The sequence below is a fragment of the Reyranella sp. genome (assembly GCF_965249915.1).
Taxonomy (GTDB): domain Bacteria; phylum Pseudomonadota; class Alphaproteobacteria; order Reyranellales; family Reyranellaceae; genus Reyranella.
Genome location: NZ_OZ252257.1, coordinates 2,706,623 through 2,722,005, shown reverse-complemented (window position 1 = coordinate 2,722,005; position 15,383 = coordinate 2,706,623). Strand labels below are relative to the sequence as shown.

Annotated in this window: 13 protein-coding genes; 6 read left to right on the top strand and 7 right to left on the bottom strand. The window is 66.8% G+C overall.

Features of this window, described 5'->3' with window-relative positions:
- Position 1: 1 nt before the first annotated feature.
- From ACP15H_RS13410 to ACP15H_RS13390, 5 genes are all read right to left on the bottom strand, one after another.
- The gene (locus tag ACP15H_RS13410; RefSeq protein ID WP_425066681.1) at positions 2-718 is read right to left on the bottom strand and encodes an ABC transporter ATP-binding protein; all 717 of its coding nucleotides are present in this window, start codon (positions 716-718) and stop codon (positions 2-4) included.
- Positions 715-1,446 (bottom strand): ABC transporter ATP-binding protein, encoded by a 732-nt coding sequence (locus tag ACP15H_RS13405; RefSeq protein WP_425066680.1) that lies wholly within the window; start codon positions 1,444-1,446, stop codon positions 715-717. The genes ACP15H_RS13410 and ACP15H_RS13405 overlap by 4 nt, the downstream gene beginning before the upstream one ends.
- Positions 1,443-2,441 carry a branched-chain amino acid ABC transporter permease gene (locus ACP15H_RS13400; protein ID WP_425066679.1) on the bottom strand — a complete coding sequence of 333 codons (999 nt, stop codon included), beginning with the start codon at positions 2,439-2,441 and terminating at the stop codon, positions 1,443-1,445. The genes ACP15H_RS13405 and ACP15H_RS13400 overlap by 4 nt, the downstream gene beginning before the upstream one ends.
- Positions 2,438-3,319: a branched-chain amino acid ABC transporter permease gene (locus ACP15H_RS13395; RefSeq protein WP_425066678.1), complete on the bottom strand. Its 882-nt coding sequence runs from the start codon at positions 3,317-3,319 to the stop codon at positions 2,438-2,440. The genes ACP15H_RS13400 and ACP15H_RS13395 overlap by 4 nt, the downstream gene beginning before the upstream one ends.
- A 101-nt stretch (positions 3,320-3,420) precedes the next feature.
- On the bottom strand, positions 3,421-4,674 hold the full coding sequence (locus tag ACP15H_RS13390; RefSeq protein ID WP_425066677.1) for an ABC transporter substrate-binding protein: 1,254 nt from the start codon (positions 4,672-4,674) through the stop codon (positions 3,421-3,423).
- Between the two features lie 73 nt (positions 4,675-4,747).
- Between ACP15H_RS13390 and uraD the strand changes: the two genes are divergently transcribed.
- Together uraD and ACP15H_RS13380 are read left to right on the top strand one after the other, a co-directional pair.
- Positions 4,748-5,629 carry a 2-oxo-4-hydroxy-4-carboxy-5-ureidoimidazoline decarboxylase gene (uraD, locus tag ACP15H_RS13385; RefSeq protein WP_425066676.1) on the top strand — a complete coding sequence of 294 codons (882 nt, stop codon included), beginning with the start codon at positions 4,748-4,750 and terminating at the stop codon, positions 5,627-5,629.
- 18 nt (positions 5,630-5,647) lie between these two features.
- Positions 5,648-7,084 carry an NAD-dependent succinate-semialdehyde dehydrogenase gene (locus tag ACP15H_RS13380; RefSeq protein WP_425066675.1) on the top strand — a complete coding sequence of 479 codons (1,437 nt, stop codon included), beginning with the start codon at positions 5,648-5,650 and terminating at the stop codon, positions 7,082-7,084.
- 75 nt (positions 7,085-7,159) lie between these two features.
- Here the strand turns inward: ACP15H_RS13380 and ACP15H_RS13375 are convergent, their stop codons facing one another.
- Complete coding sequence (locus ACP15H_RS13375) at positions 7,160-8,950, bottom strand: hydantoinase B/oxoprolinase family protein (protein WP_425066674.1); 1,791 nt, start codon at positions 8,948-8,950, stop codon at positions 7,160-7,162.
- A gap of 106 nt (positions 8,951-9,056) precedes the next feature.
- The gene (locus ACP15H_RS13370) at positions 9,057-11,135 is read right to left on the bottom strand and encodes a hydantoinase/oxoprolinase family protein (RefSeq protein ID WP_425066673.1); all 2,079 of its coding nucleotides are present in this window, start codon (positions 11,133-11,135) and stop codon (positions 9,057-9,059) included.
- A gap of 125 nt (positions 11,136-11,260) precedes the next feature.
- Between ACP15H_RS13370 and ACP15H_RS13365 the strand changes: the two genes are divergently transcribed.
- The 4 genes from ACP15H_RS13365 to ACP15H_RS13350 are packed head-to-tail and all read left to right on the top strand — an operon-like array spanning position 11,261 to position 15,383.
- Positions 11,261-12,283, top strand: a complete 1,023-nt coding sequence (locus tag ACP15H_RS13365) for an ABC transporter ATP-binding protein (RefSeq protein ID WP_425066672.1) — start codon at positions 11,261-11,263, stop codon at positions 12,281-12,283.
- A 56-nt stretch (positions 12,284-12,339) separates the two neighbouring features.
- On the top strand, positions 12,340-13,629 hold the full coding sequence (locus ACP15H_RS13360; protein WP_425066671.1) for an ABC transporter substrate-binding protein: 1,290 nt from the start codon (positions 12,340-12,342) through the stop codon (positions 13,627-13,629).
- Between the two features lie 55 nt (positions 13,630-13,684).
- A complete protein-coding gene (locus ACP15H_RS13355; RefSeq protein WP_425066670.1) occupies positions 13,685-14,539 on the top strand; it encodes an ABC transporter permease in 855 nt (284 codons plus the stop codon).
- A 1-nt stretch (position 14,540) separates the two neighbouring features.
- Positions 14,541-15,383: an ABC transporter permease gene (locus ACP15H_RS13350; protein WP_425066669.1), complete on the top strand. Its 843-nt coding sequence runs from the start codon at positions 14,541-14,543 to the stop codon at positions 15,381-15,383.

Sequence of the window (15,383 nt, the reverse complement as noted above, 5' to 3'; positions counted from 1 at the left end):
ACTACAGGCCGAGATAGGCTTGGCGGACGCGGTCGTTGGTCAGCAGGTCGGCGCCGGGTCCTTCGAGCTCGATGCGGCCGTTCTCCAGCACGTAGCCACGATCGGCGATGCGCAGCGAGGCCATCACGTTCTGTTCGACCAGGAGGATGGTGAGGCCCTCTTCGTTCAGGCGGCGCACGATGCGGAAGACTTCCTGCACGATGGTGGGGGCGAGGCCGAGAGAAGGCTCGTCGAACATGATGAGGCGCGGCTGGCCCATCAGGCAGCGGCCGATCGCCACCATCTGCTGCTCGCCGCCCGACAGTGTCCCCGCGGCCTGGCGCCGCCGCTCGGCCAGCCGCGGGAACATCGCGAAGACCCGCTCCAGAGTCTGCTTCTCGAGCGCCCGCGCGCGTTTGGGCGTGGCACCCATCTCGAGGTTTTCGAGCACCGAGAGATTGGGGAAGACCTGGCGGCCCTCCGCGACATGGCCGACACCGGCCTCGCACACCCGGTAGGAGGGCCAGCCGGTGATCTCGGTGCCGTCGAAGCGGACATGACCGCGTGCCGGCTTCTCGATCCCGTGGATCGAACGGATCAGCGAACTCTTGCCCGCGCCGTTGGCGCCGACGATGGCCACGATCTCGCCCTGGGCGATTTCGAGCGACACGCCGGCCAGCGCCTGCGCATCGCCGTAGAAGAGGTCGAGATTCTCGACCTTCAGAAGGGGCGCGCTCATGCGGGCTCCGCTTCGCCGAGATAGACATCGAGCACGGCCTGGTGGCGGGCGATCTCGGCCGGGGTGCCCTCGGCGATCTTCTCGCCGTAGCTCACCACGACGATGTTGGAGGCGAGCGCCATGACGGCGCGCATCACATGCTCGATCAGCAGGATGGTGAGGCCGGTGCGCCCGTTGAGGTCCTGGAGGAACGTCACCATCACGTCGATCTCGGTCGGCCGCAGTCCCGCCATCACTTCGTCGAGCAGCAGCAGCTTGGGCTCGGTGGCGAGCGCGCGGGCGACCTCGAGGCGTTTGCGGTCGGGCAGGGTGAGGCTCTCGGCCGCCTGGTGGCGGCGATCGTGCAGGCCGAGCTGCCTCAGAATGTCGGCGGCGTAGGCGCGCGCGTCGGGAAGCGCCGGTCGCCGATGGAGGGCGCCCACCGTGACATTCTCCAGCACGCTCAGCCCCTTGAACGGTTTCACGATCTGGAAGGTGCGGCCGACGCCCGCGTCGCAGACGAGGTCGGGCCGCAGGCCGGAGATCTGCCGTCCGTCGAGACGCACGCTGCCGGCATCGGGCCGGTAGACGCCGGCGATCATGTTGAAGATCGTCGTCTTGCCCGCGCCGTTGGGCCCGATCAGGGCATTGATGGCGCCGGCCGGCACGTCGAACGAGACATCGTGCACCGCGCGCAGGCCGCGAAAGCTCTTGCCGATCCCGTCGAGTTCGAGCCGCGCGCCGCTCATTTCCGCTTCTCCCCGAAGCCGAAGCGGTCGGCGATCCAAGGCCAGACGCCGGCCGGTCGGTACATCACGATCACCAGCAGCGCGAGGCCGTAGAAGATCTGCTTCAGGCCGGAGATGTGGAAGACCTCGCTCAAGTCGGTGAAGACTTCGCCGAGCCCGGTCAGCACCACGGCGCCGACGACCGGACCGAACAGCGTGCCCAGCCCGCCGATGATCGGCGCCAGGGTGAACTCGATCGAGCGGCCCATGGCGAAGGCCGTCTCGGGGAAGAGGTTGTTGTAGTAGAAGGCGTTCCAGACACCGGCCAGCGCCGTCAGCGCCGCAGAGATCATGATCGCGATCATCTTGCAGCGCAGGACCGGCACGCCCACCGCCTGAGCCGCTTCCGGGTCTTCGCGGATGGCGAGCCAGTAGCGGCCGAGCCGGCTTTCCAGGAGGAGGCGGCAGAGGATGAAGGTGCCGGCGGCCAGCGCCAGGATCACGTAATAGAAGAGGAGCGGCCCGCCGCGCAGGTTCAGGACGTCGGAGGTGGCGTCGACCTTGAGGAACAGGCCGCCCGAGCCGCCGGCCCAGCCCCAGTGATCGAAGGCGATGCGCGTGAACTCGCTGAAGGCGATGGTGAGCAGCGCGAAATAGACTCCGGCCAGCGAGAAGCGGAAGCCGAGATAGCCGACGATCGATCCGGCGGCGACGGCGGCCGCCACCGCGACGAAGACGCCGGCCCACGGACCGATGCCGTAGTGAAAGAAGAGCCCGGCCGCGATGTAGCCGCCGACACCCGCATAGAGGGCGTGGCCGAGCGAAAGCTGCCCGGCGAAGCCCATCATGATGTTCCAGGCCTGGCCGACGAAGGCGAAGTAGAGGACCAGGATCAGGACCGAGAGGCCGTATTTGCCGAGCAGCGTCGGTGCCACGAGCAGGAGCACGAACAGCAGGCCGAGGCACCACAGCGAGCGGGCCGGCACGCCCCCGGTGAGACGCGCGAGCAGGGTCATGCGCCGCTCTTGCCGAACAGGCCCTGCGGCCGCAGCAGCAGCACGAGGATGAGGATGCCGAAGCTCACCATGCTCTTCAGCGACGGCTGCAGCAGGAGTCCGGCCACCGCCTCGCTGACGCCGATCAGCAGGCCGCCGGCCAGCGCGCCGGTCATGCTGCCGAGGCCGCCCACGATCACGATGACGAAGGCGAGCAGCGTGTACTCGGCGGCGAGGAACGGCGTCACCGGGATGATCGTGATCATCAGCGCGCCGGCGGCGCCGACGCAGGCCGCGCCCACGCCGAAGGTGAAGGCATAGAGCCGGCGGACGTCTAGGCCGACGACTAGGGCGCCCAGATTGTTGTCGGCGGCGGCGCGGATCGACTTGCCGATACGGGTGCGGGTGAAGAAGAGCCAGAGCAGGCCCGCGATCACCACCGCTGTCAGGGCCGCGTGAACGCGCACGGCATCGAAGACGAAGGGGCCGAGCTCATAGGATTCGAACTGCGAGTCCATCTGCACGCCGCGCGCGTCGGGACCGGCGATGACCAGCGAGACATTGACCAGCAGGATGGCGATGGCCAGCAGCAGCAGGAATTGCTGATGCTCGGGCCGCCCGATGAACGGCGAGATCACCGCGCGCTGCAGCGCATAGCCCGCGCCGAAGAAGATCACGGCGATCACGGGCAGGCTCAGCATCGGCGAGACCTGCAGGTATTCGAAGCCCATCCAGGCGAGATACATGCCGACGACCATCATCTCGCCGTGCGCGAAGTTGACCACGCGCATCACGCCGAAGATCACCGACAGGCCGAGCGCCATCAGTCCATAGACCATGCCGGTCAACAGGCCCTTGGTGATGGCCTGGGCAAGCGAGAGGAGAAAGTCTGCGGTCATGCTTTCATGCTCCTCTCCGCCCGCGGCGCGGGGGGAGAGGCTGGGTGAGGTGGGTCATAGCCTCTCTGCCGCGGCGGAGAGGGAAAGTTTGAGCGAATGGATCAGGTGCGGCGCTTGTCGTTCCACGGCGGCATCGGGAAGACGAGCGGGGCGGCGGCCGATTCGAGCGGCAGCACGACCGTGGGCTTGCGCTTGAGGTTTTCGACCGCCGCGGCCTTGATGTTGACGTTCTGGCCCTTGGAGTCGAACTGGATCGGGCCGCCGACCATGACGTGCTGGTCGATCTTGATCTTGCGCAGCGCTTCCATGAGATCGCCGGGCTTGGTCGACTTGGCAGCGAGCCAGGCCTGGGCGGCGATCAGGATGCCTTCGAAAGTGAAGCCGCCGTTGAGGTCGAGCTGGTCGTTGGGGAACTTGGCGGCATGGCGCTTCTCGAGCGACTGCGTCATCGCCGACTTCGGGTCGAGCCACGGCACGTTCGAGATCATGTACTCGCCGTACTTGCCCATGGTCTTGAGGAAATCCTGCTCGTAGAGGCCGGGCGCGCCCGGGTTCAGCACGCCCATCGGCTCCCAGCGCTGCTTCACCATTTCCTGGACGAGCAGCTTGGCGTCGTTCAGGCGGCTGACCGGCAGCAGCAGCTCGGCCTTGGTGGCCTTGGCCTTGGCGACCTCGACCGACAGGTCCTTGGCGGCGACGTCGTAGCTGATCGTGTCCACGAGCTCGTAGGGCATGTCGAGCTTGGGAAAGAGCGCCTTGATGCCGTTGATCATCGAGGTGCCAAACGTGTCGTTCACGCTCATCAGCACGGCGGTCTTCGGCGTCTTGCCCGAGATCTTGAAGATCTCCTTGTGCAGCGACAGCGCGCCGGTGATCAGCATCGGCGCCGTCGGGAAGTTGCGCACGACGAACTTGTAGCCCTGCTCGGTGATCTGCGGCGCCGCCGCGATGTTCACGACCAGCGGCACGCCCCGCTGCTCGCACACCTGCGCGATGGCGATGGTCTGGCCGGAATCGAAGGCGCCGACCAGGATGTGGCAGCCCGCATCGATCGCCTTTTCGGCTTGCGTGCGAGCCACGTCCGGCTTGGTTTCGGTGTCGTAATTCACGATCTCGAGCTTCACCGGCATCTTCATGTCGGCGAACACGTCGTTGGCCACGTCGGCGCCGCGCTTGCAGGCCTGGCCGATCTGCGCCTGCAGGCCGGAGGTCGGGAGCAGCAGGCCGACCTTGAGGTTCGCGGGCGCGCCCTGGGCGAATGCCTGGCGCAGCGGCAGGGGAGCGCCCAACAGGGCGGCGCCGGCGAATGCTGACTGTCCAAGACGGCGGCGGGTGAAGGTGTTGCGGCCGGACATTGCGGCTCCTCCCATGGGTTTTTGCTGGCCGGGACTATAGAGGCGGACTTCCGAGCATGCTAGGTCGGCCGGCATGATCCACAGTCTCGACGACCTCAATCGCGCGACCGCGGGCGACTTCGCGGTCGCCGTCGGCGACACGTTCGAACTGGCGCCGTGGGTTGCCGAGGCCGCAGCCGCCAAACGGCCCTTCGCGACGGTCACCGCGCTGCACGACGCGATGATGGGCGCCGTGCGCGCCGCGCCACGAGAACGGCAGCTTGCCTTCGTCTGCGGCCATCCCGATCTCGCCGGCAAGGCGGCGCGGGCGGGTGACGTGACCGAAGAGTCCCGCCGCGAGCAGGCGAGCGTCGGTCTCGACACGCTCTCCGAGGAAGAGTTCGCCCGCTTCCATCGCCTCAACGACGCCTACAAGGCGAAGTTTGGCTTTCCCTTCATCGTCTGCGTCCGCCGGCACACGCGCGATTCCATCCTGGCCCAGTTCGAACGCCGGCTGCGCCACGACCCGTTCACCGAATTCGCGGCAGCCCTGCAGGAAATCTCCTTCATCACGCGCCTGCGAATTGCGGCGAAGGTGACGGGGGAGGGAATGCCGCGTGTGAATGGCCGCCTCAGCACGCATGTGCTCGACACCCATGCGGGGCGACCGGCGGTCGGCATCGCCATCGAGCTCTATGAATTCGCCGGCGAGCGCGCCCATCGCATCGCCACGGCCACGACAAATGCCGATGGCCGCACGGATGCGCCGCTGATCGGCGGCCGGCCGCTGCCGATCGGTCGCTACGAGCTGCGCTTCGCCGTGGGTGACCATTTCCGCATCAGGGGCATCGAGCAGGGCGATCCGCCTTTTCTCGACATAGTGCCTTTACGCTTTTCCATTGCCGAGCCGGAGGGGCATTATCACGTCCCGCTGCTCTGTACGCCCTGGAGCTATTCGACGTATCGCGGAAGCTAGAAGTAGGAGGAGGAAATAATGAACTACAGCGACGTATCCCTGATGATCGACGGTGCCTGGACCAAGGGCGCCAACGGCCGGACGATCCCGGTCATCAATCCGGCCACGGAAGAAGTGATCGGCCAGGTGGCTCATGCCGAGAAGGCCGACCTCGATCGCGCGCTCGAGGCCGCCGAGAAGGGCTTCCAGCAGTGGCGCAAGGTCTCCCCGTTCGACCGCTACAAGATCATGCGCAAGGCCGCCGAGCTGATGCGCCAGCGTGCCGACGAGATCGCGACCATCATGACGATGGAGCAGGGCAAGCCGGTGATCGAGGCCAAGGGCGAGACCCTGCTGGCCGGCGACATCATCGACTGGATGGCCGAGGAAGGCCGTCGCACCTACGGCCGCATCGTCCCCGCGCGCTTCGAGAACGTGTACCAGCTCGTGACGAAGGAGCCGGTCGGTCCGGTCGCCGCCTTCACGCCGTGGAACTTCCCGATCAACCAGGTGGTGCGCAAGGCCTCGGCGGCGCTGGCCACGGGCTGCTCGATCATCATCAAGGGACCGGAAGACACGCCCGGCTCCTGCGCCCAGCTTATCAAGGCCTTCGTCGATGCCGGCGTGCCGGCGGGCGTCATCCAGCTCGTCTACGGCGTGCCGTCCGAGATCAGCGAGTATCTGATCCCGCATCCGATCATCAAGAAGGTGACGTTCACCGGCTCGACGCCGGTCGGCAAGCAGCTCGCGGCCCTGGCCGGCGCGCACATGAAGCGCGTCACCATGGAGCTGGGTGGCCATTCGCCGGCCATCGTGTTCGAGGATGCCGACATCGACCAGGCGGTGAACATCCTGGGCGCCAACAAGTTCCGCAATGCCGGCCAGGTCTGCGTCGCGCCGACGCGTTTCCTGGTGCACGAGAAGGTCTATCCGGAGTTCGTCGAGAAGTTCACGGCCTATGCCAAGAACATCAAGGTCGGTAACGGCCTCGACAAGGACACGCGCATGGGTCCGCTCGTCGCCGAGCGCCGCCTGCACGCGATCGACGGTTTCGTGAGCGATGCCATCGGCAAGGGCGCCAAGGTCCAGACCGGCGGCCAGCGCAAGGGCAACAAGGGCTACTTCTACGAGCCGACCGTACTCACCGACGTGCCGCTCGACGCCCGCATCATGAACGAGGAGCCGTTCGGCCCGCTGGCGCCGATCTCGTCGTTCAAGGATTTCGACGGCGTGATGAAGGAAGCCAACCGACTGCCGTGGGGCCTCGCGGCCTACGCCTACACCACGAACAGCAAGACCATGACCAAGGTCGGCGCTGCCTTCGAAAGCGGCATGGTGTCGATCAACCACCACGGCCTGGCCCTGCCGGAAGTGCCGTTCGGCGGCATGAAGGACTCGGGCTACGGCTCGGAGGGCGGCATCGAGGCGCTCGAGGCCTACCTGAACACCAAGTTCATCAGTCAGCTCGGCATGTAATCGGCCACAGGCTGCCAGAACCGGCCCTCCTCCGATCCGTCGGAGGAGGGCTTTTCTTTGCGCGAGTCGTCCGTCTCAGCCGCCGCGCGCCTTGCGCGTCGCCTCGACGTCGACGACGCCCTTGGCCGAGATCACGACGCCATAGTCGCGCAACGCCGTCTCGACCGAGATCACCTCGTCGAGCACGTCGTCGGCCACGTCGGCCGGATCGCGCTCCATCGGGTTGCCGTAGCCGCCGCCGGCCGGTCCGTAGCAGACGAAGCGGCCGTCCCTGGCGATGTTCATGTGCGGCACCTTCGACGGCAGGGCGCGGTCGGCGTGGCCGGGGACCATGAGGTCGAGCTTCGCGGGCATGCCCTCGCTGCCGCCCAGGAACCCCCAGGGCCGGTAGCGATGGCCTTCGCCCTCGACCGAGGCGCCGCCGTCGCTCAGGAAGGCGAACTCGCGGACCGAGCCCAGGCCGCCGCGCCACTTGCCCGCGCCTGCCACGTCCTCGCGCAGTTCGTAGCGCAGCACCCGGAGCGGCAGATGGGTTTCGATGTCCTCGATCGGGTTGTTGCGCGTGTTGGCGTAGAGCGTGTCGACGGCGTCCATGCCGTCCTTGCCCAGCCGCCCGCCATAGGAGCCTTCGAAGATCTCCATGTGCACCCAATGCGTCTCGTCCTTGAGGCCGGAGAAGGCGATGACCTTGAGGTTGCCGATGCCGGCCGAGACGTTGCCGGGCATCGCCTGCGACAGCGCCTTCATCACCGTGTCGGCAAGCTGGTTGCCGGGACAGAAGCGCGCGATGGTGGGCGCCGGGAAGGTCGGGTTGGCGAGGCAGCCCTTGGGCGCCACGATCGTGATCGGCCGGATCAGGCCGGCGTTCACCGGGATGTGGCCGTGCACCTCGGTGTCCAAAAGCACCGAGCGGATGGTGAGCCAGATCGCGATGTCGGCGGTGCCTTCGAGCGGCATGTTGATCGGGCGGTCGGGCACCTGCGGCGCCGTGCCGGTCAGGTCGACCACCAGGGAATCGTCCTTCTTGGTGATGGTGACGACGATCGGCAGTTCCTTCTTGGTGGGATCGTCGCTGTCGAGATAGCCGTCGATCGCCGTCTCGGCGCGATAGACGCCGTCGGGCAGCCTGGCGATGGCCTGGCGCATCAGGCGTTCGGCATGATCCATCAGCGCGCCGCAGGCCTGCTCGAAGGTCTCCAGCCCGTAGCGTTCGACCAGCTCGACCATGCGCTCCGCGCCGATGCGGGCGGCGGCCACCTGGGCATCCATGTCGCCGACCACGAGGTCGGAAGCGCGGATATTGTCGCGCACGATCTGCCACACGGCGTCGTTACGCACACCGCGGTCGTAGACCTTGATGGCCTTGAACTGCAGGCCCTCGGCATAGGCGTCGATTGCCTCGACGATGCCGCAGGAGCCGGGCGACAGGGCGCCGATGTCGAGATGGTGCGCCGTGGTCGCGGCGAAGGCGATCAGGCGGCCCTGCACGAAGACCGGCACGATGAAGGCCACGTCGGGGCCATGGCTCGCGCCGGAATAGGCGTCGTTGTGCATGATGACGTCGCCCGGCCGGATGACTTCGCCGCGTGCGGCCAGGATGCGCTGGATGCCGCGCACATAGCCCGGGATCGGGCCGGACTGCAGCGGCGTCGATTGGGCCGATTCGGCAAGGCCGCGGCCTTCCGCATCCACGAGCGCCGCTCCGAAATCCTCCGACTCGCGGATGATCGAGGAGTAGCTCATGCGCATCAGCTTGTAGCCCATCTCGACGGCGATGTTCTCGAGCGCGCCCTGGATCACGCTGCTGGTAATCGGGTCGATGCGGTCGGGCTTGGTCGCGGGCTGGCGGGCGGTGGCGGTGGTCATGCGGCACTCCTCTGCTGGGAGCGCGCCACTCCAGTGGCGCTCTTGCTCTTCATCCGCAAAGTTATGAGCGCCACTGGAGTGGCGCGCTCCCAGCGAAGAGGGGCGTTCATTGGCGAACCTCCTTGCGGATCATGAGATTGCCGGCCGCATCGGCCTCGAAGCTGAAGTGCGGCGGCACGACGGTGGTGGTGTCCATCTGCAGAACGATGGCGGGGCCGGGGATGCGCTCGCCGATCGGCAGCAGGTCGCGACGGTAGAACGTCGTCGGATAGTCGCCAAGCTTGCCGTCTACCCGGAAGGTGCCGTTGCCGGAGCGCACCGTCGCACTGCTCAGAGAGCGCGCGCCGTCCGGTGCGGGCTTGGCGATGGTCGCGGCGCTGGCCGCGCCGATCAGGCGCAGGTTCACGATCTCGATGGCCGAGTCGGCGAAGTGATGGCCGTACTCGCGCTTGTGGACCTCATGGAAGGCCTCGAAGGCCTTGGCGAGCGCGGCCTCGTCGAGAAGGCCGTCGGGGAAAGTGACCCGCAGTTCGTAGCCCTGGCCGACGTAGCGAAGATCGCCACGGCGCTCGAACGTCACCTTCGAGAGATCGATGCCGTCGGCGGTGAAACGTCCGGCGAGTTCCTTGGCCATGGCGTCGAAGTCGGCGTTGATGCGGGCGAGGTCGGCTGCTCCTGAAACCTGGAACGAGGTGCGAATGGCATCGTAGCGCAGGTCGCTGATCAGCAGGCCGACCGCCGAGGTGATGCCGGGATGCGGCGGCACGATCACCTCCGTGACGCCCAGCATGTCGGCCACTTCGGCGCCGTGCAGCGGGCCGGCGCCGCCGAACGCCACCAGCGCATAGTGGCGCGGATCGATGCCTTTCTGGACGGTACGGGAGCGGATGGCGTTGGCCATGTTGGCGTTGATCAGGGTGATCACGCCTTCGGCCGCTTCGCGGTCGGAGAGGCCGAGCTCGCGCGCCAGTTCGCCGATCACGCGGCGGGCCGCGACCTCGTCGAGCGCCATGCCGCCGCCCAGAAAGTTGCCGCCGTCGAGCCGGCCCAGCACGACGTTGGCGTCGGTCACCGTGGCCCGCGTGCCGCCACGCCCGTAGGCGGCGGGACCTGGCACGGCGCCGGCCGAGCGGGGGCCCACCTTGAAGGCGCCGGCCTGGTCGACATAGGCGATCGAGCCGCCGCCGGCGCCGATCGTGTGCACGTCGATCATCGGCACCAGCACGGGGAATCCGGCGATCCAGGTGTCGCGGGCCGTGGCCTCGCCGAAGCCGCCCTCGGTGACGATGCCGATATCGGCCGAGGTGCCGCCGACGTCGAAGGTGATGAGGTTGCGCTTGTCCGAGAGCGCGCCCGCCCAGTCGCCGCCGATCACGCCGGCGGCCGGCCCGGAGAGGAGGGTGAGCACCGGCCGCTCGGCCACCATGCCGGGAGTCGCGACGCCGCCGTTGGACGCCATGATGCGCAGGTCGGCCTTGAAGCCCGAGGCCTCGATCTCCGATTCGAGGCGGGTCACGTAGTTGCGCACCTTCGGGCCCACGAAGGCATTCATCGCCGTGGTCGTGAAGCGCTCGAACTCGCGGAACTGCGGCGACACCGACGAGGAGGTGGTGGCGAAGCACTCCGGATATTCCTCGCGCACGATCTCCAGGGCGCGCGCCTCGTGGCCGGCGTCGAGATAGGAGAAGAGGAAGCAGATCGCGATGGCCTGCACGCCGGCTTCCTTGAGCTCGCGCACGGCCTGGCGGACGCCCGCCTCGTCGAGCGGCTCCAGCACCTCGCCGCGCGGCGGTATCAGCCGCTCGGTCACCGTCTTGCGATGGCGCCGCCTCACCAGCGGCCGGTCCTGCCAGGGAATGTCCTGCATGATCGAGTAATGCTGCGGCCGCTGGTGGCGGCCGATATGCAGGATGTCGCGATAGCCGCCGGTGGTGATCATGCCGGTGACGGCGCCGTCGTGCTCGAGGATCGCATTGGTTGCGATGGTCGTGCCGTGGAACACCGTGTCGATGGTCTCGCGCGGGATCGAATACTTGTCGCAGAGCGCCATCAGCCCCTGCACGACCCCGCGGGACGGATCGTCCGGCGTGGTCGAGACCTTGTGCACGGCGGTGCGGCCGGCCTCGGTGTCGGCATAGACCAGGTCCGTGAAAGTGCCGCCCACGTCCACGCCGATCAACCGCATGTCTGCCTCCCTGCGCTTCGCGTTGGCCCGGGGCGAGCAAGGACCGCGCCAACGCCTCCCTCGGTTGAACTTCCGTCCCCAGGGAATTTTACAGTACTGGCATACGACTTGCTTGCCATGATGGCATGGCAAAGCAGCCGGATATCGAACTCGTTTCCCTGACCAAGCGCTACGGCGACACGGTGGCGGTCGATTCGATCGGCCTGCGTATCCCCGCCGGCTCCTATTGCTGCCTGCTGGGACCCAGCGGCTGCGGCAAGACCACGACGCTCCGCATGATCGCGGGCCACGAAGAGGCGTCGGAAGGCGACATCATCCTGGGCAACGAGAACATCACCGATCTGCCGCCAGCGGCGCGCGGCACGGCGATGATGTTCCAGTCCTATGCGCTCTTTCCGCATCTCGATTGCACCGACAATGTCGCCTTCAGCCTCAAGATGCGCGGAATCGACAAGGACACCCGCCGGGCGCGTGCCGTGGAGATGCTGAAGCGCGTCCACATGGACGCCTATGCCGGCCGCCTGCCGGCCCAGCTTTCCGGCGGCCAGCAACAGAGGGTCGCGCTGGCGCGGGCGCTGATCACCGATCCGCAGGTCCTGCTGCTCGACGAGCCGTTGTCGGCGCTCGATCCCTTCCTGCGCATCAAGATGCGCGAGGAGTTGAAGAGCCTGCAGACCCGTCTCGGCATCAGCTTCATCCATGTGACGCACAGCCAGGACGAGGCGATGGCGCTGGCCGATCTCGTCGTGGTTATGAACGGCGGCAGGATCGAGCAGGCCGCACCCCCGCGCGAGGTCTTCAACCGCCCGGCTTCGGCGTTCGTCGCCAAGTTCATCGGCGGGCACAACGTGCTGCCCGCAGCCGTCGCCCGTGCCGGGGCAGGTGAGGGACCGTTCGTCGCCATTCGCGCCGACCGCCTGTCGGTGCAGGCCGGCACGTCGGGGGAAGCCGGCGTGACCTCCCTGCAGGGTGTCGCCCGCTCCGTCGAGTATCTCGGTTCGACCGTCCAGGTCGGCATCGACGTGGACGGCCTGGAGACCTTGTCGGCGACCTTGTCGGAGGCGCGCTTCGATGCCTCGCCGGTGAGGCCTGGCGAGCCCGTCATTCTGTCGTGGAAGCCCGAGGACGTGCACGTGCTGGGGCGCTGAAGGGACGTTGAAGGGAGGCGGCCCCGCGCCGTCGAAGCTTGAAGGAGGAAGACGAGATGGCTCGGAAATCGACTGGCGGCATCGGCCGCCGCAGGATGCTCAAGGGCGCAGCCGGCCTTGCAGGCGCGGCCGTCGGCAGCGGCGCGATCACCGGCTTCCCGGTGATCTGGGCGCAGAACAACAAGAACATCGTGCTGCGCCAGTGCGGCACCGGCGTGTCGGCGATCAACGAGATCGCCGAGAAGTGCAAGGCCGACCTCGGCATCACGCTGCAGATGACGGCGCTTGATTCGGATGCGGTGGTGCAGCGCGTCGTGACGCAGCCCAACTCCTTCGACATCGGCGACATCGAATACTGGATGATCAAGAAGGTCTTCGGCGCCAACACGCTGCAGGCGATGGACGTCAAGAAGATCAAGCTGTTCGACAAGATCGTGCCGATCTTCACCACCGGAAAGCTCAAGGCCGACAGCGTCATCGCCCAGGGCACCGCGCCCAGCACCGTGAGCTTCGTCGAGGGCGCGGGCTCGACCAAGTTCGCCAAGGGCCAGACCCAGTGGTTCACGATCGTTCCGACGATCTACAACGCCGACACGCTCGGCATCCGGCCCGACCTGGTTGGCCGCAAGATCGATTCGTGGAAGGACATCCTCGATCCCAAGTTCAAGGGCAAGACCTCGATCCTGAACATCCCGTCGATCGGCATCATGGACGCCGCGATGATCTGCGAGGCCGCCGGCATCGTGAAGTACGGCGACAAGGGCAACATGACCAAGGCGGAGATCGACAAGACCATCGATTTCCTGATCAAGACCAAGAAGGACGGCCAGTTCCGCGCCTTCTGGAAGACCTTCGACGAGTCGGTCAACCTCATGACCTCGGGCGAGGTGGTGATCCAGTCGATGTGGTCGCCGGCGGTCTCGGCGGTGCGCGGCAAGGGCGTGCCCTGCACCTACCAGCCGCTGAAAGAGGGCTATCGCGCCTGGGGCGGCGGCCTGGCGCTGGCCAAGCACCTGCAGGGCGCGCAGCTCGACGCGGCCTACGACTACATCAACTGGTACCTGTCCGGCTGGGTCGGCGCCTTCCTCAACCGCCAGGGCTACTACTCGGCGGTGCTGGAGACGGCCAAGGCCAACATGTCCGCCGACGAGTGGGGCTTCTGGATGGAAGGCAAGCCGGCCCAGGGCGACATCAAGAATCCGCAGGGCCAGATCGTCGAGAAGGCCGGCGCGGTGCGCGACGGCGGCTCGTTCTACGACCGCATGGGCGCCGTCGCCTGCTGGAACGCGGTGATGGATGAGGACCGCTACATGGTCCAGAAGTGGAACCAGTTCATCGCCGCCTGATCACGCAGCCCTTCATGTTCCTCTCCCCCCTCGGGGGGGAGAGGGGTAAGAGTCGATGAACCGCGTAAAGTCCTGGGTCACCTACCTGCAGGTCGCACCGCTCGCGCTGGTGTTCCTGCTGTTCCTCATCGTCCCGATCGCCACGATCGTGGTGGTGAGTTTCTTCGACTACAACACGACCCAGATCATCCCGGCCTTCCTGCTGCAGAACTACGAGGAGCTGCTGCTCTCGCCGGTGACGTGGCGGACCTACCAGCAGACGATCCAGTTCGCGCTGATCACCTGGGCGCTGACCCTGTTGATCGGCTTTACCGTTGCCTATTTCGTGGCCTTCCACGTGCGCTCGCCCACGATGCAGACGGTGCTGTTCCTGCTCTGCACCATTCCGTTCTGGACCTCCAACGTCATCCGCATGATCTCGTGGATCCCTTTCCTCGGACGCCACGGGCTGGCCAACACGACGCTGATGAACCTCGGGCTGATCAAGGAGCCGCTGGAGTTCCTGCTCTATTCCGACTTCTCGGTCGTGCTGGCCTATGTGCACCTCTACACGCTGTTCATGGTGGTGCCGATCTTCAACTCGATGATGCGCATCGACCGGAGCCTGCTCGAGGCAGCGCGCGACGCGGGGGCGACCGGCTGGCAGACGCTGGTCAACGTGATCCTGCCGCTGTGCAAGCCGGGCATCGCCATCGGCTCGATCTTCGTCGTCACCATCGTGATGGGCGACTTCGTCACGGTGCGCATGATGAGCGGCGGCTTGAGCGCCTCGGTCGGCCTGATGATGGCGAACGCCATGTCGCTGCTGCAGTATCCCGCCGCCGCGGCCAACGCGGTCGTGCTTCTCCTGCTGGTCCTGTTCATCGTCGCGGCCATGATGCGCCTGGTCGACATCCGCAAGGAGCTGTGACGTGCAGCACGGCAAGCGCGGCCCCGCCTTCTGGCTCCTCGGCGCCTTCTTCTGCCTGTTCGTGCTGTTCCTCTACGGCCCGACACTCACCATCCTCATCCTGTCGTTCCAGGGACCGGGGGGCGGGCTCACCTTCCCGATGAACGGGGTGTCGCTGCACTGGTTCAGGAACCTGTTCGAGAAGCAGATGGTCGGCGACTTCGCGGGCTCGCTGCAGCGCTCGTTGCTCCTCGGGGCCGCCGTCATGCTGGTGACGGTCGTGGCCTCCTTCTCGGCAGGGCTGGCCTTCCGCTCGCGCTTCCGCGGCTCGGGCATGCTCTTCTACCTCGCCATCGCCAGCCTGATCGTGCCCTCGATCCTGATCAGCCTGGGCATCGGCCTGCTCTATCGCGTGCTGGGCTGGGACCCCGCCTGGTACAGCTCGGCCTTCGGCGCGCACCTCACCTGGACCCTGCCGTTTGGGCTGCTGATCATGTTCGCGGTCTTCAACCGCTTCGACCGGCGCTACGAGGAGGCCGCGCGCGACCTCGGCGCGACCTCGTGGCAGACGATCCGGCATGTCGTCGTTCCGATCCTGCTGCCCAGCCTGATCGGCGTCGGCCTGTTCGGCTTCACCCTGTCCTATGACGAATTCGCCCGCAGCCTCTACACCGCCGGCACCTTCAACACCCTGCCGCTCGAGATCTACGGCATGACCACCAACGTGACGACGCCGGTGCTCTACGCGCTCGGCACCGTAACGACCGGCGTCTCTTTCGTCGTGATCGCGCTGTCGCTGCTGTCGGTCACCTGGCTGCGCCGCCGGCGGGCGCGGCATGGCAGCGATGCCGGAAAGGCCGCCTGA